The sequence below is a fragment of the Nostoc sp. genome, assembly GCF_036919815.1.
GTDB lineage: Bacteria > Cyanobacteriota > Cyanobacteriia > Cyanobacteriales > Nostocaceae > Nostoc.
In genome coordinates this window covers 1-21,440 of the sequence record NZ_JBALCE010000090.1, presented here as the reverse complement: position 1 = coordinate 21,440, position 21,440 = coordinate 1, and the positions used below count along the sequence as shown (strand labels likewise).

The following is a 21,440-nucleotide window of genomic DNA, read 5'->3' as shown; positions in this document are numbered from 1 at the left end:
ACCGAATTTTTCTTGTTTCCCCCCTTTACAAGGGGGGATTAAGGGGGGTAACAATTCGATTAAAATCACAACATATCACTTTTCAAACAACCTCTCAGACTCTTAACGAGGTACGAGATAAGAGATAATCTCTAAAAACTTGTTCAGACTGGCTTTCACCTTAAGTTGACACGTATGAGCATTGCGCTTTAGCCCTACAGCGCGGATTTATTTACCATCAAAGTAATTTTAGTTTGCAGTTTTTCTCGTAATTCTTGCGCCTGTTGATAAATTGCTACACGCCCTTTACTGGAGTCAGTTTTCAACCCTACTTCTTCCAAAGGCTGAATAAAGTACCGCAAGCGAGTTCTCATTGCCCAAATTCCCATTGAAGGAAACAGAATTAAGACAAGCATCAAAGGCGAGAAAGGCAAGAATGGTAACTTAACTAATCGTTGCAATTTAGGAAAATTAACAGTCCAAGGATGTAAAGATTCACTACCGATGCAAACTACTGGCAGAATGGGAGTTTGATAGCGATCGCTCAACTTAATAAAACTTACATCAAACTTTTCTAGTTGATAGCGTTTTTTCCAACCTTTCAGAGGTCCGCGGATACCTTCGGGTGCATATAAGAGAATTTTACCTTGAGCGTTTGCCGTAGGCGTTGGCGCTGCGATCGCTGTTTCAAAATCATCTAATTCGGCTCGGACACCACCTAAAACCTGCGACCATTTAGGTGGTAGCCACCAAATCACCCAAGGATGCTCAAATAATATTGGACTTGCTACAGGTTGGACTTTCCATTCTCTAGCTTTACTTAATAAATAACCCAAGGTCAAAAAATCCCAAGGAAAACACATCCCGGCGTGATTCATTGCCACAATCAATGATCCTGTTGGCGGCAAGTTTTCGACTTGTTGCAATTCTCCCCGAAAATAGTATTTAACGATGGGGCCGAGAACTTCTTCCCTAAAAGCTTGTTGATATTTGGGATCAAATTCACCAACTTCTTTTCGGGGTAAACGAAAACCAAGACGCAACCAGCGACTCAGCAACGCCAGATAAAATCCGCCTGGAATTAAAAATAATCCATATTCAGTCCAATTCCAACCATCAGGATCGGTTTGATAGTGCTGCCAATGGCGGTTGAATAAAATTAGCCAGCCTGGAGGATACCAAAGACAAAACCAATCAAACCAGCTAAATATATAGCCTTTACTTGGCACATTTTCCAGTTGAGTGTTTAGGAGGTTTTCGGAGTGTTGATTAATCAAAATAGTAATATAGATTACGCAAAAATTTTATTTAAATCTTATCATAGCTTTGCCATTGGCATCTTACCTGAGAATTAAAATTAACTACATATTTTTTTGATAAAAATTTCAGATAGGGTTGTAGTCTTGCCAAAATTAGTGATGATTTGGAAAAACTTAGAAATGCTTTGAAACTGCAAAATTAGTTGGAAAGTTTATCGGATTTAATCCCTACTGATTTGAAGCCACTGAACTCTCATGAGCGTGGGGGTCTGCGGCAGGCTATGCCAAAGCAGGCACTAACTGCGCCTAAATATACGGAAATATACCCTAGAGAATAAATCAGTATATCTGTACGCCCCTACAGCCCATTTATGTGTTGCAAAAATTTTTGTCAATGGTAGAATACGACTCAAAATTAAGAACTTCAGATTTCATCTGGTATATTTTACCTTTACGCAAATTTAAATTTCGGACGGGTTTAATGAAACTAAAGCAATTTGGGATTACATTTTTGAGTGCTTGTATTGCGGCTTTTTCGGGCATGAAAGCAGCAGAAGCAGCATCGTTTTCGGTAATTGCCGATGGCCTTAATAATCCACGGGGTCTAACTTTTGGCCCTGACGGGAGCCTCTACGTCACAGAAGCAGGAACAGGCGGAAGTGGAGCTTGTGTTCCTTCACCGAGCGTTGCAAACCAATCTTTATGTTATGGCACAACTGGTGCAGTGACAAAAATTGGAAATGGTACGCAAAAACGTATACTTACAGGACTTCCTTCTTTAGCACTACCAGATGGTACTGATACTTCTGGCCCTCAAGATATCAAATTTGATGCTACTGGCAAGCCTTATATTGCGGTTGGGTATGGTTCAAATCCCACATTTCGCACCAGATTAGGTAACACTGACTTAGGAAAAATCATCACTGCTAATTTCAATACAAATTCCTGGACTAGTGTTGCTAATTTAGCTAATTATGAACTTGCAAATAATCCTGATAAAGGCGATGTAATTAGCAATCCCTTCTCTCTTCTTTTAGATGGAAATAACATTATTGCAGTTGATGCGGGTGCGAATGACTTATTCAGTTTAAAGACTGATGGAAGTAATTTGAAGGCGATCGCCACAATTCCCCGGCAGACATTAACTAATCCAGTTTTTCCCTCTGGTGGATCGTCATCGCCATTTGAAATCCAACCAGTACCGACAAATGTCGCCAAAGGCCCAGATGGCGCTTATTATATTAGCCAATTAACTGGTTTTCCTTTTCCAGAAGGTAAAGCAAAAATCTATCGAATTGGTTCTGATGGTCAACGAACAGTGTATAGTGATGGCTTTACCCAACTTACTGACTTAGCTTTTGATGCTGAGGGTAATTTATATGCTTTGCAGTACGCTAATCAGTCACTCTGGAAAGGTAATCTAAATGGTTCTGTGATTAAAATAGCGACCGATGGAACTCGCACAACTATTCTTAGTGGCAATGGACTAGAGTCTCCTACTGCTTTGACTATTGGTGCTGATGGTGCTATTTATGTGACAAACCGAGGCGATCGCCCAGGACTAGGACAAGTTCTCAAAATTGAGAATCCCAAGTCTGTTCCTGAATCTACTTCTACTTTCAGCTTATTAGCGCTTGTTGGCACTGCGAGCGTTACTTTGTTGCAAAATGGTAAAGCCAAAGGACTTAAGAACCAATTAATATAGGACTTACGCAAACAATAGTCGAAACCGTGATTTTCTTCTTAGGGGCAATACCCTGCGGGTTCGCGTAGCGTTCCGTAGGAAAGCTAAAGCTACATGAATTGCCCCTACAGAATGTAATTTTGCGTAAGTTTTATAATAGTAAAGCGATCGCGCTTGAACAGGACTATTTTGGACTCTCTAATTTACCTTATGGAACAAACACCTAAAATGAGGTCAAATTGGAACCAACAGTAGAACAATTGCGGAGCTTTTACCGAATGTCAGTGAGAATGAGCAATTTGCTCCGACCTATAAATCTAGTGCGGATGGACGAAAGAACAAAACGCATAGTGATGTTGGTGGGAGAGACAATAGAGATAGAAATTTATCCGAATGGGGAGGTAGTTACAAAATGACACAAACCAACTTTATGGATATGAGCGATGCCGAGTTACGAGCTTATGTATTACAGAATCCCGATAATACCGAAGCGTTTCATGCCTACGTCGATCGTTTGCACGCAGCCAATCCAAATCCAAAGCTAATGTCAATTGAAGAAGCAGAGGCGGAATTAGAAAGGAAAGTCAGCCAGGGACAAAGATAGCATTCAGTATCAAGAATGATCACAAATCATTCACTTCAAAATTATGATTTATTTCCCAATCATCAGGAGAAATAACGGGTTCATTAGGATCTGCCAAATAAGCATAGGGTTGCATTTTTACAAGAGGATTAATGGCAAATTTACCTTGATTCTCGGAAGAATAGCTAATTTGCCCAAACTTTTCTTGAATACTTTGCTTCAGAATAGAAGAAGCTAGTTCTTGAAGAGACATCTCTTTTAAAGCAGCAGCTTTAATTAGAGATTCTTGAGTTTCTTGACTGATGTAAATATTAGTACCAATCATTTTTAACTCTATTTACTTTTTTGCATGATATCAAACATCATCAGAAAAAATTTGAGTCATGTAATGTTGGGCTTCCTGACTCTATTCAACTAACGAGATCGGCGATCGCTTCTGATGTAGAGAGTGCAACTTCAGGTTGATAGCGGATGCCAGCTTGCTTAAAGCGATGTAAAGCTTCACCCAAGCGATCGCAGTCTGCAATCAAACTGATCCTGACATAACCCTCACCTGCAACCCCAAAGGCATTACCTGGAGTTAAAACAACGCCTGTTTCCTGCAATACGTTCAGAGCAAAATCTGTGGAACCAACCCCAACAGGGCACTTCATCCAAAGATACATTGTTGCCTTAGTTTTGGGGATATCCCAACCCAACTCTCCTAATCCTTGAATCAGGAAATCACGGCGGGTACTGTAGCGTTGTTGTACCTCGTGCAAATACACATCTGGCAATTGTAAAGCTGTTTCGGCTGCTGTTTGCAATGCGGCAAAAATCCCGTAATCCAAGTTAGTTTTCAGTGTCCGCAAACCTTGAATTATATGGCGATTACCCACCACAAACCCAACTCGCCAACCAGCCATATTGTAGGTTTTAGATAAGGTGTGAAATTCCACACCAATATCTTTCGCGCCAGGAATTTCTAACAAGCTAGTGGGTTGATAACCATCAAAAGCTAATTCGGCGTAACACAAATCATGTACCAGCAAAATTTCATATTTGCGGGCGAAGGCAACGATTTCTTCAAAGAATTCGCGGGGTGCTGTGGCGGCGGTGGGATTGTTGGGATAGTTGAAATAGAGAATTTTAGCTTGTTTAGCAACCTCGTCAGGAATCGCAGCTAAATCAATTAACCAGTCATTCTCTGGTTTAAGAATCAAACTGTGGATTTTCCCGCCTGCGATCGCTGGGCCGCGGAAATGTGCAGGATAAGCTGGGGAAGGAACCAGAACTAAATCGCCAGGGTTAACGTAGGCGATCGCTAAATGGGTTAATCCTTCTTTAGAACCCAGCAGTGGCAAGGCTTCGCTATCAGGATCGAGAACCACACCATAACGGCGATGATACCAATTGGTGATGGCACGGCGGAAACTAGCAGTCCCTTCAAAAGGCGGATAACCATGATTAGCGGGATCTTTCAAGGCAGCGATCGCAGCTTCTACAACTGGTGCTGGCGTTGCACCATCGGGGTTTCCCATACCCAAATCAATTAAATCTAAACCTTGTTCCCGTGCTTTAGCTTTCAGTTCATCTAAACGGGCAAATACATAAGGTGGCAGTTTTTGTATACGTTCTGCTGGGACAATCCAATTTAAACTCATAAAACCTCGTCACTCATTCCCTTGGGCGAAACTCGATTTGTAGTATCCCTACTATCTATAGGTGCAGTGGTAGAAACCATTGCCGCCATCAACTGTTCTGGCGCGACTTTAAATGGTAGTCGATGGATGTCAGAATTAGGAACTAGAGCAATTTCAACGGCTGTTTGCAACTCGCCTAATGTAATATTGCCCAATCCCAAATCACTTAATTTTTGGGGTAGTCCAATTTCTGCGTAGAACTTTAACAACTGTTGCCGTGCTGATGCGGCTAGTTGATTACCTTGGAGCATTTCTTCTAAACGCAGTTGTACCAAAATTCCAAAAGCAACTTTTTCGCCATGAATACTGCCATGTCCTGAAATGTGCGTTAAACCATTATGCACCGCATGGGCCGCAACTGTGCGACACTGCGCTCCGCCAAGTCCCCCAACTACCCCGGCGAGTAACACAGTAGCGTCTACAACTTCTCGCCAAACCTCACTACCTGGTTCTTTGGTGGCGGCGGCTGACTTTTGCAAGAGGATATCTCGCAAAACTCGTGCTTGTTGCACTGCGGCAATAATTAAAGTATCTTGCAAATGCCCACTGCTAACAGAGGCTTCATACCACTTAGCGATCGCATCACCAATTCCAGCTATTAAAGTACGTTCTGGTGCAGTTTTAATCAAGTCATAATCGAGTATCAATAAATCGGGGCATTTAGACAGTCCCACATCGTAGAGAAACGCCCCGTCTTCCGAATAAACATTTGACAAAGCACTCCAAGCTGCACAGGTAGCCCCGGAAGTCGGAATTGTCACCACTGGCAACTGTAACTGCTGCGCGACTAATTTCGCTGTATCTAGGGCTTTGCCGCCACCGACACCAATAATCACATCAGCTTTATGTTCTTTTGCCGTCTTCTGTAAAGATTTCAGGCTAGCTTCGCAGCAATCTGCACCATAGGAAGCTTGGGCAGTATGTAACTGTTGCGTTTCTAAAACTGGTTGCAAATTTTTTTGGCTGATAGCAACAGTAGACTCACCTGCAACAATTAAGGGACGATTTCCCAAACAGGCGATCTCGGCTGCGGCTGTTTGCAACACCCCAGAACCACGGATTACTTTTGCGGGGGCAACTGTGAGCGTAAATAATGAACTAGAGGTTTGAGTAGACAAAGAAGGTTGAGTAGAAAATTTATTGTGCATATAATCTAGTTTGGCAAAACTTTGATATTTTTTAATCAAATAGACTGGTGATCAGGAATTCTTGTTGCCAAGCTGGTTTTTGAATGGCTTACACCCGGCTCATCTGGATTTGAGCCAAGCAATGAGATAGACAAAGCCTGTTACCCACTGATTGAGTAGTTTGACAACCTTGCTTAAATCTATGATGCTCATCCACCTGAAATTCCGAACTATCAAAGTTTTGAATAACCATATTAATTAATTAACATTACCATTGTCAGATTCTCAAGAAAAGCCATTGAGAATTGATCATGTGTAAGTGGGCATTGGGCATTGGGCATTGGGCATTGGGCATTGGGAAAAAACAAGGAAGAAACTTGTCCCCCTATCCCCTTATGAACGTGGATTAAATAAAATGCAAAACCTCATCCTGTCTCACGATCCCTCTCCTTTATCTAGCTTCCCTCTCCTTTATAAGGAGAGGGATTGAGGGTGAGGTAAGCCAGGAACATAAATTGTATGTTATTTAATTCTTATTCCTTGTCCCCCTGCTCCTTTTAAGCGGTAGGTTTTGTCAATTGGGCGAATTTGTCTGTGTAAATTTCGACTGTCATTAGGGAATTTTGACGGGAAATGAGCGATCGCTTGGCATCACCCAAGTAAACTGGTACAGAAATCCCTGGTTCCGGGTGAACAATGGTACGGGCGCGAACTGTCAACTTGTCGTCTATCCGTGTACCTGAACGACCAGAAGAAAACAGATTACTAGCTGCTTGACGTAAAGTTGCTTCTAATTGTGTGGGTGTAATTTTGGGTGATGTGGCAATTACCGCTTGTGTTGTCCCATTGTCATAAACTAGAGTGTACCGGACTGCTCCGGGAATCACAGCCCGACTCAAGGGGACTATTGAGAGTGCAAACAAACCACCCGTCAACACCAACATAAAGCCAGTTGTACCCACTACCCGAAAGCGGATGTCCCATTTGAGAATAAAAGCCAAAACTGCTATGGCTGCGAATACCAAGGTAGCTATACCTGACCATTGGGTGTACTGAAGAAAGTTAGCTGTTGTGAGCATAAGGTTGGTTATGGAAGCGTCTTTTTTTCGTTACCGACACACCCATTTTACCGAGAGCTTACACCATAAGGGTTATCGGAGTCTTTAATGCCAATCAGAATATTGGGCAGGAAGCAGTCACAATAAAGTTTAAACTTGGGTTTAGCCTAAGTTTAGCGGTGAAATGGAGCCAACCTCAGAACAATTGAAACAGTTATACAGAGTTTTAACTTGGCTAACACGAATGTATCTCCCGGTTTACCTAGTTACCTTAGGGATTTCCAACAAATAAATAAATTATCCAATTTTGTGGGGTGGGCCGGAAAGCCATTGGTGTCAAGTTAAGGCTGGTTCCGTTCTTTATCTTTTACATCTTTGAGATTCGCAAATGTCCCTGGACTAAGTAGTTCAAATAATCGTGATTCAATCTCCTTGCTCTCAGGCGCTGGCGCCGTTACATGATGGCGAAAGTCTGGATTCCCTTGTTTTTTCCGTGGTTTACTCATGGCTAAACTCAGCACCATTGTCTTGAGTTTAGTCAATTATTAGGCCCCTCTTGACAAGACTCTATTTTTCTTAACTTGACATCAATGGCGTCTCGCCCGTCCAATAAACTGGACGGCTAAAGAGCGACTCCCCGCAAGATTGGATAATTTATTTTTTGAAATTCCCTAACAAAGCAGGCTATCTAGAATGCATTAGTCCCCATACTGCTTTATAGCCCTAGCAGGATATAAAAAATAAAACTGTAACAAAAACTACAAAATACTTGTTTTTCCCAAAAAAAAGGATAAACTAAGTATAGATGATATCCGGTTCGTAAAGATACCGTGATAAGGAGAAAATTTTATGATTTCAAAATCACTGTTGCTGCCAGAACCTGCTTCTCCAGGGCATATATGCCCATTTGACCAAGCCTGTAGCTACTTAGAAGCGGCAGCTAAAGAATTAAATTTAAATCAGGGTTTGCTGGAAATTCTCAGCCACCCGCGTAAGGTTGTCACGGTTTCCATTCCGGTGAAACTAGATGATGGAGAAATACAAGTTCTTGCTGGACATCGCGTACAGCACTGCGATGTCTTAGGCCCCTACAAAGGTGGAATTCGTTACCATCCGGCTGTGACACTGCGGGAAGTATCCGCTCTGGCAATGCTGATGACTTGGAAATGTGCATTGTTAGGTATTCCTTATGGTGGTGCCAAGGGTGGCATTCCTATAGATCCCAAACGCTACAGTGTTGGCGAATTAGAGCGAATCAGCCGCCGATATATCAGCGAGTTGATTAAAGATATTGGACCTGCGGTAGATATTCCTGCACCCGATATGGGTACTTCTGCCCGTGAAATGGCTTGGATGATGGATACTTACTCTGTAAATGTCGGTCATGCTGTACCAGGAGTTGTAACTGGGAAACCCCTTTCTATTGGTGGTTCTCTGGGACGAGAAATGGCAACCGGACGTGGTGTGATGATTATTGTGCGTCAGGCGCTAGCAGATAAAGGTAAATCCTTGGTGGGAGTGCAAGTAGTTATCCAGGGTTTCGGTAACGTTGGTAGTGCTGCTGCGGAATTACTATATGAAGCAGGCGCAAAAATTATTGCTGTTTCAACGGGTGCTGGGGGAGTATTTTCCGAAGTTGGTCTTGATATTCCCAAGTTGAAAGTCTACGCTGCTGAAAATCGCAAGAGTATTATCGGTTTCCCGCAATCTGTACCAATTAGCAATGCAGATTTATTAACTTTACCCTGCGATGTTTTAATACCAGCAGCTTTAGAAAATCAGATTACTGAAGAAAATGTAAATCAGGTGCAGGCGCAAATTGTCGCCGAAGCAGCTAACGGGCCGGTTACTCTTGAGGCTAATTTGGCGTTAGAGGCGCGGGGTGTGACAGTGTTACCAGACATTTTGGCGAATGCTGGCGGTGTGGTAGTCAGTTATTTGGAATGGGTGCAGGGTCTTTCCTACGTATTTTGGGATGAGGAGCGTGTTAACAGAGAAATGGAACATTTGATGGTGAATGCCTACCATCGGGTGATTCACCAGTCGAAAGTACGGCAAATTTCTTTAAGGTTAGCAGCTTACACACTGGGCGTAGGTAGAGTAGCTCAGGCACTAACTGACAGAGGTCTTTATCCTTAAGATTTAGGAATATGCACGGTTTTTAATTAAATAGACCAGATGTGTAGGGGTGCAATATTATAATATTGTGCCTCTACCTAATTTAGCGATCGCTGTAACATAACTAATACTGATTGTCTTTGATGTTACAACAGAAATCACAATCAGATACTTGGTATATATGGCAACTGACCTCCACGAACAGGGATTATTGCTGCTGCGTCAAGCCCTTGATAACTCCACAGCCGACTTTCGCCCTGGACAATGGGAAGCTATTGAAGAATTACTCCAGCAAAAGTCACGGTTACTCGTTGTCCAACGCACCGGTTGGGGTAAAAGTCTAGTTTATTTTTTAGCAACTCGCTTGCTACGAGATCAAGGTGCTGGTTGTACTCTTTTGATTTCGCCATTACTAGCTTTGATGCGAAACCAAATTGCAGCAGCCCAACGCATTGGTGTAAAAGCTAAAACAATTAACTCTAGTAATACAGATGAATGGCAACTGGTAGGAAGACAGTTGTTAGTAGGAGAAGTAGACATTCTGCTAATTTCTCCCGAAAGACTAGCTAACGACGAATTTCGGGAAAACATTCTTTTACCAGTGTCTCAACGCATAGGTTTATTTGTTGTTGACGAAGCTCATTGTATCTCCGATTGGGGACATGATTTTCGCCCTGACTATCGCCGGATTGTGAGAATTTTACAAGCACTTCCGCAAAATATTCCGGTCTTGGCTACAACTGCTACAGCTAATAATCGAGTAGTCAATGATATTATTGCTCAATTGGGTTCAAATCTGCGTGTTTCCAGAGGAAATTTAACCAGACAAAGTTTGCATCTGCAAAATATTTCTATCCCTAGTCCAGCAGCGCGAATGGCATGGTTAGCACAACAGCTTCCTAACTTACCGGGAAGTGGGATTATTTACACATTAACTGTTAGAGATGCCGAACAAGTTGCTGATTGGTTGAAAACTCAAAATATTAATGCTAAAGCATACCATAGTAATTTAGAAAGTGAAGATCGTATATTATTAGAAGATGAACTTCTTCAAAATAAAATTAAAGCTTTAGTTGCAACGACAGCATTAGGAATGGGTTTTGATAAACCAGATTTAGGATTTGTGATTCATTACCAGCGTCCTAGCTCTGTTGTCCACTATTATCAGCAAGTAGGACGAGCAGGTAGAGCAGTAGAAAAAGCCTATGGAATTCTTCTAAGCGGTAATGAAGATGATGAAATTAATAACTACTTTATCAATACAGCCTTTCCTCCAGAAATGCATACACAACAGATTTTAAATGTACTCAACGAAGCTGTAGACGGTTTTTCTGTTCCGCAATTGGAGCAGCAACTCAATCTTTCACGAGGACAAATTGAGAAAGTTTTAAAACTGCTGTCACTAGAATTTCCTGCACCTGTAACTAAGCAAAATTCCAAATGGTATCTTACCCCAGTATTTTATCAACCTGACACAGATAAAATTCAAAAACTCACACAAATTCGCCGCCAAGAACAAGCTCGAATGTTGGAATATATGCAAACTCAAGAATGCTTGATGACTTTTCTAGCAAGAGAATTAGATGATCCTACTCGGACTGCTTGCGGCAAATGTGCTGTATGCTTGCAGAGACCATTATTACCAGAAACTTGCTCACTCGAACTTGTAAATAAAGCAATTCAATATTTACGTCGCAGCAACCAAATCATTGAACCGCGCAAAAGATGGCCACCACAAGCATTGCCCAATTATGGCTTTTCAGGCAATATTAAAAATAATTTACAAGTAGAAGCAGCAAGGGCATTATCTTTATGGGGTGATGCAGGTTGGGGAGAATTAGTCAAGCAGGGTAAATATCAAGATAATCATTTTGACGATGCACTGGTACAAGGTGTTTTTGAAATGATTCAACATTGGAAACCACAACCATTTCCGACTTGGGTAACTTGTGTTCCTTCGCTGAATCGTCCAGAACTTGTACCAAATTTTGCTCAACGACTAGCAGAAAAATTAGGCTTATCCTTCATGCCAATTGTGCGGAAAGTTCACCAAACTGAGTTACAAAAAAAGATGAGCAATAGTTACCAACAAGCTCATAATTTGGATGGTGCTTTTGCTGTTGATTCTTGGAAAGGAATAAGTGCTTCTGTTTTCTTGGTTGATGATATAGTTGATTCCCGTTGGACTTTTACTGTAATTGCAGCACTTTTGCGGCGTGCTAACAGTGGGGTGGTTTTTCCTGTAGCATTGGCACTCAATTCATTAAGTCAAGGGGATTAGAAAATCATGTTAAATCATGTCCTACAACCAGATACTCAAGCAATTTTGCTGTTGTGTGCCAGCTTTGGTCAAAATCGCCAAATTGAACCACAACCCCTGACTCTGAGTGAGTATAATTCTTTAACAGATTGGTTGCGGGAAAACCAGATGCGGCCAGCAGATTTACTAGAATATACAGCTAAAGAACAGTTACAAAAAATTACTGTTAATAAACTTAACCCTGACAGGCTTTTAGCTTTACTAAAACGGGGTATGATGCTGAGTCTAGCGGTTGAGAAATGGACTAATCAGGGATTGTGGGTGCTGGGAAGAAGTGACACAAACTATCCTAAATGTCTCAAGCAAAGACTGAGACATTCAGCACCAGCAATTCTCTATGGAGTTGGCAATATCGAGCTGCTATCTATGGGAGGATTAGCAATTCTCGGTTCTCGTGATGTCGATGAGGAGATACTTGGCTACACACAAAGAGTTGCACAAAATATCGCTGTACAAAGAATGCAGGTGATTTCCGGTGGGGCGCGTGGCGTAGACCAAGCAGCAATGCTGGCTGTGTTGGACGCGGGAGGAACATCTATCGGTGTACTGGCAGATAGTTTAATTAAAGCAGCAGTTAATAGCAAGTATCGCTCTAGCATTCAAGAGGGTAGACTTACCTTAGTTTCTAGTTACGATCCCGAAGCTGGTTTCAATACTGGTAATGCGATGGGGCGAAACAAATATATTTATGCTTTAGCAGATTATGCATTTGTAGTTATTTCATCTTTTGGCAAAGGTGGTACTTGGGCAGGTGCAGTGGAAGCGCTTTCTCGACTTCAAGATATCCCAGTTTTTGTCCGGTTGGATGGGGCTGTATCAGAAGGTAATCAGCAACTGCACAATCAGGGTGCAAAACCTTTTCCGGCTGAACCGTGGAATGATTCGTTGAGGGAACTTTTGACAAAAGCAGCTTCATTGGTTGAATCGGGACAGGCTGAGGTAGAAATAACACCTCAAGAGACTGTTTTGGATATTCGTCCACAAGATATTTATCAAGCTATTTTACCTATCATCCTTAATCATTTACAGCAACCGAAAGATGCAAAATCTCTGGCGGAATGTCTGGATGTCAGACTATCTCAAATGCAGGATTGGTTAAATAGGGCTGTGAATGAAGGTAAGGTGAGAAAAATTAACAGACCAGTCGCTTATATAATTAATCAACCAACAACTCAACTTTCTTTATTATGATGGTGTTAAAAAGGGTATTTTTATTTTTGTGAAAGATTAAAGGCAATTCTGAGTATTAGACATAGGAGTGAAAAAGAATATAGAGACGTAGCACTGCTAGTTCTCTACAAGGGTTCTGGGTAACGCATATTTAATTTCACGCCTATGTCTATTCAAAACCTGAAGCACAATTGGGGTAGAAAACATACAGTTTTTAATACAAACAATAGGAGTTGAATAAGTATATGGTGATCCAAATAGAACCAACAACCCAGACTTTATACGACGAAGATTATTACCTTTGGCTGAGGACAACCATCAACCAACTTCGTGCTGGTCAGTTTTCATCTGTGGATTTAGATAATTTGTTAGAAGAATTAGAAAGTATGGGTAGAAGGGAGAAGCGAACGATGAAAAGTCTGTTGATTAGACTTTTTGAAGATCTGCTTAAGCTCACATACTGGGATAAAGAACGGGAGCAAAATGAAGGACATTGGAAAGGGGAAATCAGGACATTCCGTAGAGAGATTAAGGATCAACTCAAAGAAAGTCCTAGTCTTAGGCCTTACATCTTAGAAATTTTTGATATATGTTACCAAGAAGCAAGATCAGAAGCAAGCGATCGCTCTCAACTTTCTATTGACATATTCCCCTTGATACCCATTGGTTCTTTAGAGCAAATTTTAGATGAAAACTGGTTTCCTGAATATAACCACAATCATCATGCTAAAGCTGATTAGAATAGATACTTAATTTGTGCTGACCAAAGAAAGGATCATAACCTAAATAAAAATGATAATAATTTTTTCTGAATTGCTGTCATACATAGAGCGATGCCCACAATCATCACGGTAAACCCGATTAAAATGAATCCTCACCCGACGAATTCCTGTAAGAATGCCTCACTGACCCAGTGTTGAGAATTCAACTTAAACGAATAGCATCGCAAAACTTTTGTAAATCCTCTTAAGTTACTCTGCTAACAAAGGATTAGAGGATGTAGAAATCTTGCCAAATATGAAATACTAATCCTTATTTGTTAGCGCTCGTTAAAAATAGATAGGTATGGGCCATAAGTAAAAGCTCGGTTACGTTTATTTCCGGTAATTTCTTGCACAATTCCTATGGCACATAATTCTTTGACTAAATTGTTAGTATTAGCATATGATAATTGGGTAATTTCTTGAGCAACTTCCATATTAAAAACTGGTTGGAAATAAAGTTTTTCAAGTAAAGCTATAGCACTTCCTGACTTGCGACTGCTGATTTTTTTTATTACTATTCTACGATGTTCCTCTTTTAAATTAACTATTTGACGAGCAACAGTAGATGCTTCCTGAGCAACTTCATATACACCTTTTAGAAAAAACTTAAGCCAGCTTTCCCAATCCCCAGTATCCCTTATAGATTGGAGATAATCGTAATATTGCAAACGGTGTTTTTTGAAGTAATAAGATATGTACAACAATGGGCGTTTTAATATATTTTTTTCACATAACAAGAAAGTAATTAGCAAACGTCCTGTTCTTCCGTTGCCGTCTTCAAAAGGGTGAATTGTTTCAAACTGAGCATGAGCTAATCCAATTTTAATTAAAGCTGGCATTGGGGCAGAGTCATGTAAAAACTTCTCAAAATTACTTAAAGCTTCTTGCATATCATGGGGTGGAGGTGGAACATAAGTAGCTTCTTTTAAAGAACATTTTCCAGCGCCAATCCAATTTTGGCTGTGGCGAAACTCTCCTGGCCCTTTTTCAGAACCTCGACCTTCTCTCAATAATTCTTTATGAATTTCACGGATCAATCGCAATGATAAAGGAAAATTATTTTCTAATCTATTGAGTCCGTGATTAATTGCTGCAATATAGTTGACAACTTCAGTTACATCTTGCGGGTTGTCTGGTTCTACTGTACGAGATTCAAATTCAAGAACATCTATTAAAGAAGCTTGTGTTCCTTCTATCTGACTTGACAATACTGCCTCTTTACGAACATACATAAACACGAATAAGTCAGGATTAGGTAAAGCGTCTGTCGAGCCATCTAAACGACCTAACGCTCTATCTGCTTGTGATAAAAGTTCAAACATTTCATCGTCAATACATAATTTAGGTTTAGGCGGCAAAGGATTAGGTATAAAAGCTTTGTATCCCGCAAGTTGCTCTACGTATTTACCTGCTCTATGGGTATCAACCATATTATCGATTCCATTCACAAGAGAAGATTTTTAATCCATATTATCGAATATTCCTTGTTATCAATAATAAAGAATATTTTTTTATTATACATGATATCATTAAAGGTCACGCCTAATAGAGTAAACAGCAACCAACCGCATTGCTTTTGGCTGAATTTCTTAAGTGGTCAGTATAGTTGCTATAGCTTTGCTAGACTCGCTGCGTACATTATCAGCCAAGGTGCTCAGTAAAACGTGTTTGAATCTTAGGAAATAGCTCACACAGTTCTTTTTTCTGGACGGGTGCGTAAAAAGCCATCCATTTGTAATACTGGGAACACAACGTCTCTGGTGGACGTAGAAATAGTGGTTAAAGTCTAATCCACAGAGAGTGAATACGCAACTTGGGTTTCCATAGGAGTATGCAGACGTGCAGCCGGATTTAATAGGCTTGGAAATTAGCAAGGGGGAACTGAGACGTTTGACTGGGTTCGATCCAGAAGACGTTTTTCGACCCTCGGTTATGCAAGATAGTAAGAAGCGATTAGGGTTTTTCATCAATGAAATGCTGGTGACGCTGGCGCTAACGCCAATAATTGTTGGCTCTGTTTATGCGTTTATTATTCTGCCGACTATTGGTTCTTCAATTAGACTCGGAATTCTTTTACTAATTCTAGTGCCAATCCCGATATTAGTTGGGCGATCGCTCTGGCGACAATTAACCTGTCCCGAAGGACTGACAATACTTTTAGATGAAGTTGATAAATATCATGACCTGATCCACGCTATAGATATTAATGACCAATTGGCAGCATCAGGAAACGTCGAAAGCAGTATCCAAGACCGAGATAAAGTCACCGCCGCCCTGCAACTGATTAGAGAAGATTTAGTCCGCGCTCTGAAAACGGAACGAATTTTGCGAGATAATAAAAAATTGCTTGCTAATAACCAAGAGTTATTTGTGAATAATTTAGCCAGTCTGCAAGCTTTACAACTTAGTAGTCAAGCAGGCGAATATGCTCAACTGCTAAATCAATCATTGCAAATTGCGATCGATGTGCAAGCAGAAATCAGAAAATTACACAAAGGCTGAGTAGATGTTTGAGAAGCTTGGGCGACTAGAAGTCACGTCTACACAGACTTGTGTTGAGCGCAGTCGAAATACAAAACCTGCCTCCACAGGTTAGAAAACCATTTATTTATTAGTCCACGGAGGTGGACGAGAGCTTGTGTAGTAGCGACTTCTAACCGCCCTTTTAACTTTCCTAAAAAACGATCGCCCCGTTGATTTAAATGAGCAACAAACCTAAAATAATTGTCCTGGATGATGACCCTACAGGTTCTCAAACAGTCCACAGCTGCTTGCTGCTAATGCGTTGGGATGTAGACACTTTACGCGCCGGGTTGCAGGATGATTCGCCGATTTTATTTGTGCTGACTAATACTAGATCGCTAACGCCAGAGTCAGCTACATCTGTAACCATAGAAGTTTGCCAGAACCTGAAAATCGCCTTGAATGCTGAAGGGATTGACGATTTTCTGATTGTCAGCCGTTCTGATTCTACCTTACGGGGACATTATCCCGTTGAAACCGATGCGATCGCTCAAGAACTTGGACCCTTTGATGCCCATTTTCTCGTCCCAGCTTTTTTTGACGGTGGACGCATCACCCGCGACAGTGTGCATTACTTAATTATTGGCGGTGTACCCACTCCAGTCCATGAAACTGAATTTGCCCGTGATTCAGTCTTCAGCTACCATCACAGTTACTTACCCAAGTATGTCGAAGAAAAGACTCAAGGACGAATTAGTGCCGAAGTTGTAGAAAGGTTTCTCCTAGCAGATATTCGCGCTGGTAGTTTAGAACGCTTGTTACAACTCAATGGTAATCAGTGCGCTGTCGTCGATAGTGAAACTCAAGATGATCTCAACCGCTTTGCAGTAGACATATTAGTAGCAGCAAGTCAAGGGAAACGCTTTCTGTTTCGCAGTGCCGCCAGTATTTTAACAGCTTTAGCCGCTTTACCACCTCAACCCATTGCCCCCGAAAAGATGGCGCAGTACGTGCGACAAGGCAAACCAGGTGCGGTGATTGTTGGTTCCCATGTGAAAAAGACTACTCAGCAATTAGAGGCGCTGTTGCAAGTAGAAGGAACTGTGGGAATCGAAGTGAATGTAGCGCGATTACTTGATGATGATCCAAATCAATCTGCTACACTGCTAACTGAAATTCAAAAAAGTACATGGGCGGTACACGAAGCTGGCAAAACACCAGTAGTTTATACTAGCCGTCAGGAACTGAGTTTTAAAGATGTCAAAACACGATTGGAGTTTGGGACAAAAGTTTCAAGTTTATTAATGGATATTGTGCGCGGTTTACCATCTGATATAGGATTCTTAATCAGTAAGGGTGGTATTACCTCTAATGATGTTTTGAGTAGTGGACTCGCTTTAACTTCAGCCCGTTTACTCGGTCAAATTTTAGCTGGTTGTTCAATGGTGTTAACGCCATCCGATCATCCTCAATTTCCTAATTTGCCTGTAGTACTGTTTCCAGGTAACGTCGGCGATGCTGATGCGTTGGGGACAATTTATCAAAGGTTGACTGGGCCAATTTGAGATTTGAGATTTGAGATTAAAGAATCTTTTGGTTGATGTCGGACTAATGTTCCGCTACGCCAACCCCCTTGTGGGTGACACAAATCCCAAATTTAAAATTTAAAATCTGTTGTCTTTTGGCTAGTACTGCATGACTTCTGATTCTGCGATTCCCAATCTAAAGTCAAATTCTGCACTTCCTAATGCAGAATTTGACTCTATCCTTTCTGAGGTAGATGTAAATACTACTGTTTCTGACCTAGAGTCAGATTCTATCCTCCCGGTTGCGGAATTAAATTCTGTCCTCCTTTATTTAAAATCAAATACTGTCCTTACGGATGTAGAGTCAAATCCTGTTAATCCCGATGTAAATTCAAATACTGCTAACCCAGATGTAGAGTCAAATACTGATATTACATCAGATTTTATCCTGACTGATTTAAATCCTGAGGAGTCAGCATTACCAGGGCATCGCGTAAAAGACAATACTCAAGTCCAGTTAAAAAGTAAGGAGGGACGACTGTTATTAATTTTGCCTCCAGAATCTCAAGTATCTGCCTCAGAACTCAGTTGGTCTGATATTTGGCAACAAATAAAACAGCGTCTGAATGCAGGCGATCGCTTCCGTATATCTAATAGCCCTGTGCATCTGATGGCACATGACCGCCTCGTAGATGCCAGACAACTGCAAGAACTTGGCGAGGCTTTAAGTGAAGTCGAACTCCGGCTAATATCTGTCTCGACGAGTCGTCGTCAAACTGCGATCGCTGCGGTGACATCGGGGTATTCTGTAGAACAACTACAGCCGATAAGTTCTCTGGTCTCCGAGTCAACAGCTACAGCAATACCCCAGGCAGATGCCCTCTATCTAGAAATGACAGTCCGTTCTGGAGTAGAAATTCGTCATCCTGGTACAGTAATTCTCTTGGGAGATTTAAATCCAGGTGGTATTGTAATTGCAGATGGAGATATTATCATCTGGGGACGTTTACGTGGAATCGCTCATGCTGGGGCTGGAGGTAATAGTGAGTGTCTAATTATGGCCTTGCAAATGGAACCAACCCAATTGCGGATTGCAGATGCTGTAGCGAGGGCACCAGAAAAATTACCGATGCAATTTTCTCCAGAAGTCGCGCATATTACGCCCCAAGGGATTCGCATCGCTAGGGCTAGTGATTTTTACAGAAACCAATTGAGTAAGAGCAATCAGCAGCCCTGAATATTTACTTAAAAGATGAAGAATACGAAGGATGAAATATAGCAGTTTTTATATGGATGGAATACACTACTCTAATCCCTAATTTCTTTCCCCTAGCGAAGTGTATTCTACACACCCGAGCGCAGACGCAAAGCGGTGAGGGGGTCGCAGTCTTCTCCCAAGGGGAGACGCTAAGAGCGATGGCGGTTCCCGTCGATTGCGAACCCCCGAACCCGAAGGGCTTATCGTCAGACATCGCTATAAAAAATATTCATACCTCGCCCGAATCAGGGAGACCAGATATTTCTTCATACTTGATACGATACTTCATACTTTATACTGCAATTTACGCTTTTATATTTTCTGAACCCTCATTGACCGCATTTCTATCATGACTCGCATTATTGTGATTACCTCCGGTAAAGGAGGAGTGGGTAAAACCACAGTTTCAGCAAATCTGGGCATGGCTTTAGCCAAAATGGGGCGTCTAGTTGCCTTGGTTGATGCGGATTTTGGTCTGAGAAATTTGGATTTGCTGCTAGGGCTAGAAAACCGCATCGTCTATACTGCGGTGGAAGTCTTAGCCAGAGAGTGCCGCTTAGAACAAGCCTTGGTGAAAGATAAGCGCCAACCCAATCTCGTACTCCTACCGGCAGCCCAAAATCGCTCCAAAGATGCAGTTACACCAGAACAGATGAAGTTATTGGTAAATGCACTAGCGCAAAAGTATCAATATGTGATCATTGATAGCCCCGCCGGCATTGAAAATGGGTTTAAAAATGCGATCGGCCCGGCAAAAGAAGCGCTAATTGTCAGCACGCCAGAAATTTCCTCAGTTCGTGATGCTGACCGGGTAGTGGGGTTACTAGAAGCACAAGGTATCAAGCGTGTTCATTTAATAATTAACCGCATTAGACCCGCAATGGTGAAAGCAAATGATATGATGTCAGTGCAAGATGTTCAGGAACTTCTCGCCATTCCCCTGATCGGGGTAATCCCTGACGACGAGCGTGTTATTGTATCTACCAATCGCGGCGAACCCTTAGTGTTAGCGGAAAATCCCTCTTTAGCTGCCATAGCCTTTGAGAACATTGCTCGTAGATTAGAAGGGGAAAGTGTCGATTTTCTGGAGATCGACTCCTCCCAAGACAGCATCTTCGCCCGTCTACGAAGGTTGTTGTGGACAAAGATTGTTTAACTTATTTTCCAGTCTCCGCCCCAGACCTATTCGTAATGATTGAACTTCTAGAACGGCTTTTTTCTCGCGGTCCTGATAGCAGTCGAACTCAAGTAAAACGTCGCCTGCAATTGGTAATTGCTCACGATCGCGCTGACTTAGATCCTCAAACGTTGGAAAAAATGCGGCAAGAAATCCTAGATGTCGTCTGTCGCTATGTCGAAATTGAGACAGAGGGCTTGGAGTTCTCCTTAGAAAGCAACCAACGAACTACAGCTTTAATTGCTAATTTGCCCATCCGCCGGGTGAAAGGTGTCATCCCTGAGTGGGAAAGGGGTGATAAATAAGTCTTTGTTAATAATGATAACGAGCTTGTAAAAAATTTATTTCATCATCTTTTACAAGATATACAATTCTATGTTCTTGTGTTAAACGGCGAAACCAAGTATTAGGATCTAAATATTTTAAAGGTTCAGGTTTACCTTTCCCCTTAAAAGGATCTCGGCAAGTGTCTTTGACAAGATCCAAAACTTTAAGGGTAACTCGTTGATCATTTTCCACCCAAAATTTTAAGTCTTCTAAAAATTCAGGTTGAAATACTGTTTTTCTTTGCTTTGGAGTTGTTGGAATTTCTTGTTTTGATTGGTTTTCGAGGTTCTTCTTTTTGGTCAAATCCTAACTCCTTACTAAGATCATCCAAGCTTTGAGATTCCACAACTCCTGATTTAGCTCGATTTAAAGCTGTTAGTAAACGTTCAGCGTTACGGGGGGAACGTAAAAGATGAGCAGTTTCTAGAATACTAGAAAGTTCATCAACAGCTATTAAAGCTACATTTTCAGCATTCCGACGTGTAATGATTACAAAATCGCGTTCTGAAGTAACTTTTTGGCACAGTTCAGACAGCTTTTCTCGTGCTTGTGTGTAAGTATAGCTAGCAGAAACCATAAGTATCAAAAGTTCCGTTTTTACTTGTAAATTGAATTAAGTACATTCTCGCTTAACCTGTACAGAAAGTCTGTACAGGTTGATGCTTTTATCGTAACATAACATTTGAAAAGTTTTGAAGAGTCAAATTTTATGCAACGCCAAAAAAATCTCCCTTTGTTGCTAGTGGCGACAACGGGAGTATTTGACACTCTCAGCGTCTTTAGACGCTGAGATTCTTTAATCAATGAGCCGACTTGTTTAAGCAGGATTACTCCAACAAAAATAGAGGTAATTAAACTCAACGAGGTTGTCACCAACCCCGTTGGTCTTCAAAACCGTGCATGAAAGTTTCCCTTCACACGGCTCCTCAGTAATTTGGTGCTTGT

Annotated in this window: 22 protein-coding genes; 13 read left to right on the top strand and 9 right to left on the bottom strand. The window is 41.5% G+C overall.

Translation table 11 applies throughout. The features are described from left to right. Positions 1 to 194: 194 nt before the first annotated feature. Complete coding sequence (locus tag V7K15_RS21295) at positions 195 to 1,256, bottom strand: 1-acyl-sn-glycerol-3-phosphate acyltransferase (protein WP_334908492.1); 1,062 nt, start codon at positions 1,254 to 1,256, stop codon at positions 195 to 197. A gap of 463 nt (positions 1,257 to 1,719) precedes the next feature. Here V7K15_RS21295 and V7K15_RS21290 point away from each other — a divergent pair, with 463 nt between their 5' ends. From V7K15_RS21290 to V7K15_RS21285, 3 genes are all read left to right on the top strand, one after another. Beyond that, positions 1,720 to 2,943 carry a ScyD/ScyE family protein gene (locus V7K15_RS21290; RefSeq protein ID WP_334908489.1) on the top strand — a complete coding sequence of 408 codons (1,224 nt, stop codon included), beginning with the start codon at positions 1,720 to 1,722 and terminating at the stop codon, positions 2,941 to 2,943. Positions 2,944 to 3,161: 218 nt separating this feature from the next. Continuing rightward, a complete protein-coding gene (locus tag V7K15_RS30055) occupies positions 3,162 to 3,338 on the top strand; it encodes a DUF6888 family protein (protein WP_196527726.1) in 177 nt (58 codons plus the stop codon). Further along, positions 3,335 to 3,526 (top strand): DUF6887 family protein, encoded by a 192-nt coding sequence (locus V7K15_RS21285; RefSeq protein WP_334908487.1) that lies wholly within the window; start codon positions 3,335 to 3,337, stop codon positions 3,524 to 3,526. Before V7K15_RS30055 ends, V7K15_RS21285 begins: the two co-directional genes overlap by 4 nt. Positions 3,527 to 3,545: 19 nt before the next feature. Here V7K15_RS21285 and V7K15_RS21280 read toward each other — a convergent pair whose 3' ends face one another. From V7K15_RS21280 to V7K15_RS21265, 4 genes are all read right to left on the bottom strand, one after another. Then, positions 3,546 to 3,830, bottom strand: coding sequence for a hypothetical protein (locus tag V7K15_RS21280; protein WP_334908485.1), 285 nt, complete (start codon positions 3,828 to 3,830; stop codon positions 3,546 to 3,548). Positions 3,831 to 3,915: 85 nt separating this feature from the next. After that, complete coding sequence (locus tag V7K15_RS21275) at positions 3,916 to 5,148, bottom strand: aspartate aminotransferase (RefSeq protein ID WP_334908483.1); 1,233 nt, start codon at positions 5,146 to 5,148, stop codon at positions 3,916 to 3,918. Then, entirely contained in the window at positions 5,145 to 6,335 is a 1,191-nt protein-coding gene (locus V7K15_RS21270; protein ID WP_334908481.1) for an iron-containing alcohol dehydrogenase family protein, read from the bottom strand. The genes V7K15_RS21275 and V7K15_RS21270 overlap by 4 nt, the downstream gene beginning before the upstream one ends. Positions 6,336 to 6,871: 536 nt before the next feature. Then, positions 6,872 to 7,393, bottom strand: coding sequence for a Ycf51 family protein (locus V7K15_RS21265; RefSeq protein ID WP_334908479.1), 522 nt, complete (start codon positions 7,391 to 7,393; stop codon positions 6,872 to 6,874). Between the two features lie 163 nt (positions 7,394 to 7,556). Here V7K15_RS21265 and V7K15_RS30050 point away from each other — a divergent pair, with 163 nt between their 5' ends. Next, a complete protein-coding gene (locus V7K15_RS30050; protein WP_442949705.1) occupies positions 7,557 to 7,664 on the top strand; it encodes a DUF6888 family protein in 108 nt (35 codons plus the stop codon). Positions 7,665 to 7,713: 49 nt separating this feature from the next. Here the strand turns inward: V7K15_RS30050 and V7K15_RS21260 are convergent, their stop codons facing one another. Next, complete coding sequence (locus V7K15_RS21260) at positions 7,714 to 7,914, bottom strand: hypothetical protein (protein WP_334908477.1); 201 nt, start codon at positions 7,912 to 7,914, stop codon at positions 7,714 to 7,716. 307 nt (positions 7,915 to 8,221) lie between these two features. Between V7K15_RS21260 and V7K15_RS21255 the strand changes: the two genes are divergently transcribed. From V7K15_RS21255 to V7K15_RS21240, 4 genes are all read left to right on the top strand, one after another. Beyond that, complete coding sequence (locus tag V7K15_RS21255; RefSeq protein ID WP_334908475.1) at positions 8,222 to 9,511, top strand: Glu/Leu/Phe/Val family dehydrogenase; 1,290 nt, start codon at positions 8,222 to 8,224, stop codon at positions 9,509 to 9,511. 160 nt (positions 9,512 to 9,671) lie between these two features. Beyond that, positions 9,672 to 11,771, top strand: a complete 2,100-nt coding sequence (locus tag V7K15_RS21250) for a RecQ family ATP-dependent DNA helicase (RefSeq protein WP_334908473.1) — start codon at positions 9,672 to 9,674, stop codon at positions 11,769 to 11,771. Between the two features lie 6 nt (positions 11,772 to 11,777). After that, a complete protein-coding gene (locus V7K15_RS21245; RefSeq protein WP_334908471.1) occupies positions 11,778 to 13,001 on the top strand; it encodes a DNA-processing protein DprA in 1,224 nt (407 codons plus the stop codon). 224 nt (positions 13,002 to 13,225) lie between these two features. Further along, positions 13,226 to 13,720, top strand: a complete 495-nt coding sequence (locus tag V7K15_RS21240; RefSeq protein WP_334908469.1) for a DUF29 domain-containing protein — start codon at positions 13,226 to 13,228, stop codon at positions 13,718 to 13,720. Positions 13,721 to 14,019: 299 nt separating this feature from the next. On the opposite strand, the gene V7K15_RS21235 is transcribed toward V7K15_RS21240, so the two are convergent. Beyond that, positions 14,020 to 15,174, bottom strand: coding sequence for a Fic family protein (locus tag V7K15_RS21235; RefSeq protein ID WP_334908467.1), 1,155 nt, complete (start codon positions 15,172 to 15,174; stop codon positions 14,020 to 14,022). A 409-nt stretch (positions 15,175 to 15,583) separates the two neighbouring features. Here V7K15_RS21235 and V7K15_RS21230 point away from each other — a divergent pair, with 409 nt between their 5' ends. From V7K15_RS21230 to minE, 5 genes are all read left to right on the top strand, one after another. Further along, the gene (locus V7K15_RS21230) at positions 15,584 to 16,246 is read left to right on the top strand and encodes a hypothetical protein (protein WP_334908465.1); all 663 of its coding nucleotides are present in this window, start codon (positions 15,584 to 15,586) and stop codon (positions 16,244 to 16,246) included. 200 nt (positions 16,247 to 16,446) lie between these two features. Further along, positions 16,447 to 17,772, top strand: coding sequence for a four-carbon acid sugar kinase family protein (locus V7K15_RS21225; protein ID WP_334908463.1), 1,326 nt, complete (start codon positions 16,447 to 16,449; stop codon positions 17,770 to 17,772). A gap of 130 nt (positions 17,773 to 17,902) precedes the next feature. Beyond that, the gene (gene minC, locus V7K15_RS21220) at positions 17,903 to 18,970 is read left to right on the top strand and encodes a septum site-determining protein MinC (protein WP_334908461.1); all 1,068 of its coding nucleotides are present in this window, start codon (positions 17,903 to 17,905) and stop codon (positions 18,968 to 18,970) included. Positions 18,971 to 19,340: 370 nt separating this feature from the next. Continuing rightward, positions 19,341 to 20,147, top strand: a complete 807-nt coding sequence (gene minD, locus V7K15_RS21215; protein ID WP_334908459.1) for a septum site-determining protein MinD — start codon at positions 19,341 to 19,343, stop codon at positions 20,145 to 20,147. A gap of 35 nt (positions 20,148 to 20,182) precedes the next feature. Further along, positions 20,183 to 20,473: a cell division topological specificity factor MinE gene (gene minE / locus V7K15_RS21210; RefSeq protein WP_292771853.1), complete on the top strand. Its 291-nt coding sequence runs from the start codon at positions 20,183 to 20,185 to the stop codon at positions 20,471 to 20,473. 7 nt (positions 20,474 to 20,480) lie between these two features. On the opposite strand, the gene V7K15_RS21205 is transcribed toward minE, so the two are convergent. Together V7K15_RS21205 and V7K15_RS21200 are read right to left on the bottom strand one after the other, a co-directional pair. Then, positions 20,481 to 20,687, bottom strand: coding sequence for a Txe/YoeB family addiction module toxin (locus tag V7K15_RS21205; protein WP_334908457.1), 207 nt, complete (start codon positions 20,685 to 20,687; stop codon positions 20,481 to 20,483). Between the two features lie 25 nt (positions 20,688 to 20,712). Further along, entirely contained in the window at positions 20,713 to 21,072 is a 360-nt protein-coding gene (locus V7K15_RS21200) for a type II toxin-antitoxin system Phd/YefM family antitoxin (protein WP_334908455.1), read from the bottom strand. Positions 21,073 to 21,440 lie beyond the last annotated feature (368 nt).

What these genes read in the sequence shown, in the direction of transcription:
- V7K15_RS30050 (WP_442949705.1), top strand. Translation starts at nt 7,557, where the DNA reads ATGGAGCCAACCTCAGAACAATTGAAACAGTTATACAGAGTTTTAACT.
- V7K15_RS21245 (WP_334908471.1), top strand. Translation starts at nt 11,778, where the DNA reads ATGTTAAATCATGTCCTACAACCAGATACTCAAGCAATTTTGCTGTTG.
- V7K15_RS21235 (WP_334908467.1), bottom strand. Translation starts at nt 15,174, where the DNA reads ATGGTTGATACCCATAGAGCAGGTAAATACGTAGAGCAACTTGCGGGA.
- V7K15_RS21200 (WP_334908455.1), bottom strand. Translation starts at nt 21,072, where the DNA reads ATGGTTTCTGCTAGCTATACTTACACACAAGCACGAGAAAAGCTGTCT.
- V7K15_RS21255 (WP_334908475.1), top strand. Translation starts at nt 8,222, where the DNA reads ATGATTTCAAAATCACTGTTGCTGCCAGAACCTGCTTCTCCAGGGCAT.
- V7K15_RS21290 (WP_334908489.1), top strand. Translation starts at nt 1,720, where the DNA reads ATGAAACTAAAGCAATTTGGGATTACATTTTTGAGTGCTTGTATTGCG.
- V7K15_RS21270 (WP_334908481.1), bottom strand. Translation starts at nt 6,335, where the DNA reads ATGCACAATAAATTTTCTACTCAACCTTCTTTGTCTACTCAAACCTCT.
- minC (WP_334908461.1), top strand. Translation starts at nt 17,903, where the DNA reads ATGACTTCTGATTCTGCGATTCCCAATCTAAAGTCAAATTCTGCACTT.
- V7K15_RS21250 (WP_334908473.1), top strand. Translation starts at nt 9,672, where the DNA reads ATGGCAACTGACCTCCACGAACAGGGATTATTGCTGCTGCGTCAAGCC.
- V7K15_RS21285 (WP_334908487.1), top strand. Translation starts at nt 3,335, where the DNA reads ATGACACAAACCAACTTTATGGATATGAGCGATGCCGAGTTACGAGCT.
- V7K15_RS21280 (WP_334908485.1), bottom strand. Translation starts at nt 3,830, where the DNA reads ATGATTGGTACTAATATTTACATCAGTCAAGAAACTCAAGAATCTCTA.
- minD (WP_334908459.1), top strand. Translation starts at nt 19,341, where the DNA reads ATGACTCGCATTATTGTGATTACCTCCGGTAAAGGAGGAGTGGGTAAA.
- V7K15_RS21265 (WP_334908479.1), bottom strand. Translation starts at nt 7,393, where the DNA reads ATGCTCACAACAGCTAACTTTCTTCAGTACACCCAATGGTCAGGTATA.
- V7K15_RS21275 (WP_334908483.1), bottom strand. Translation starts at nt 5,148, where the DNA reads ATGAGTTTAAATTGGATTGTCCCAGCAGAACGTATACAAAAACTGCCA.
- V7K15_RS21225 (WP_334908463.1), top strand. Translation starts at nt 16,447, where the DNA reads ATGAGCAACAAACCTAAAATAATTGTCCTGGATGATGACCCTACAGGT.
- minE (WP_292771853.1), top strand. Translation starts at nt 20,183, where the DNA reads ATGATTGAACTTCTAGAACGGCTTTTTTCTCGCGGTCCTGATAGCAGT.
- V7K15_RS21240 (WP_334908469.1), top strand. Translation starts at nt 13,226, where the DNA reads ATGGTGATCCAAATAGAACCAACAACCCAGACTTTATACGACGAAGAT.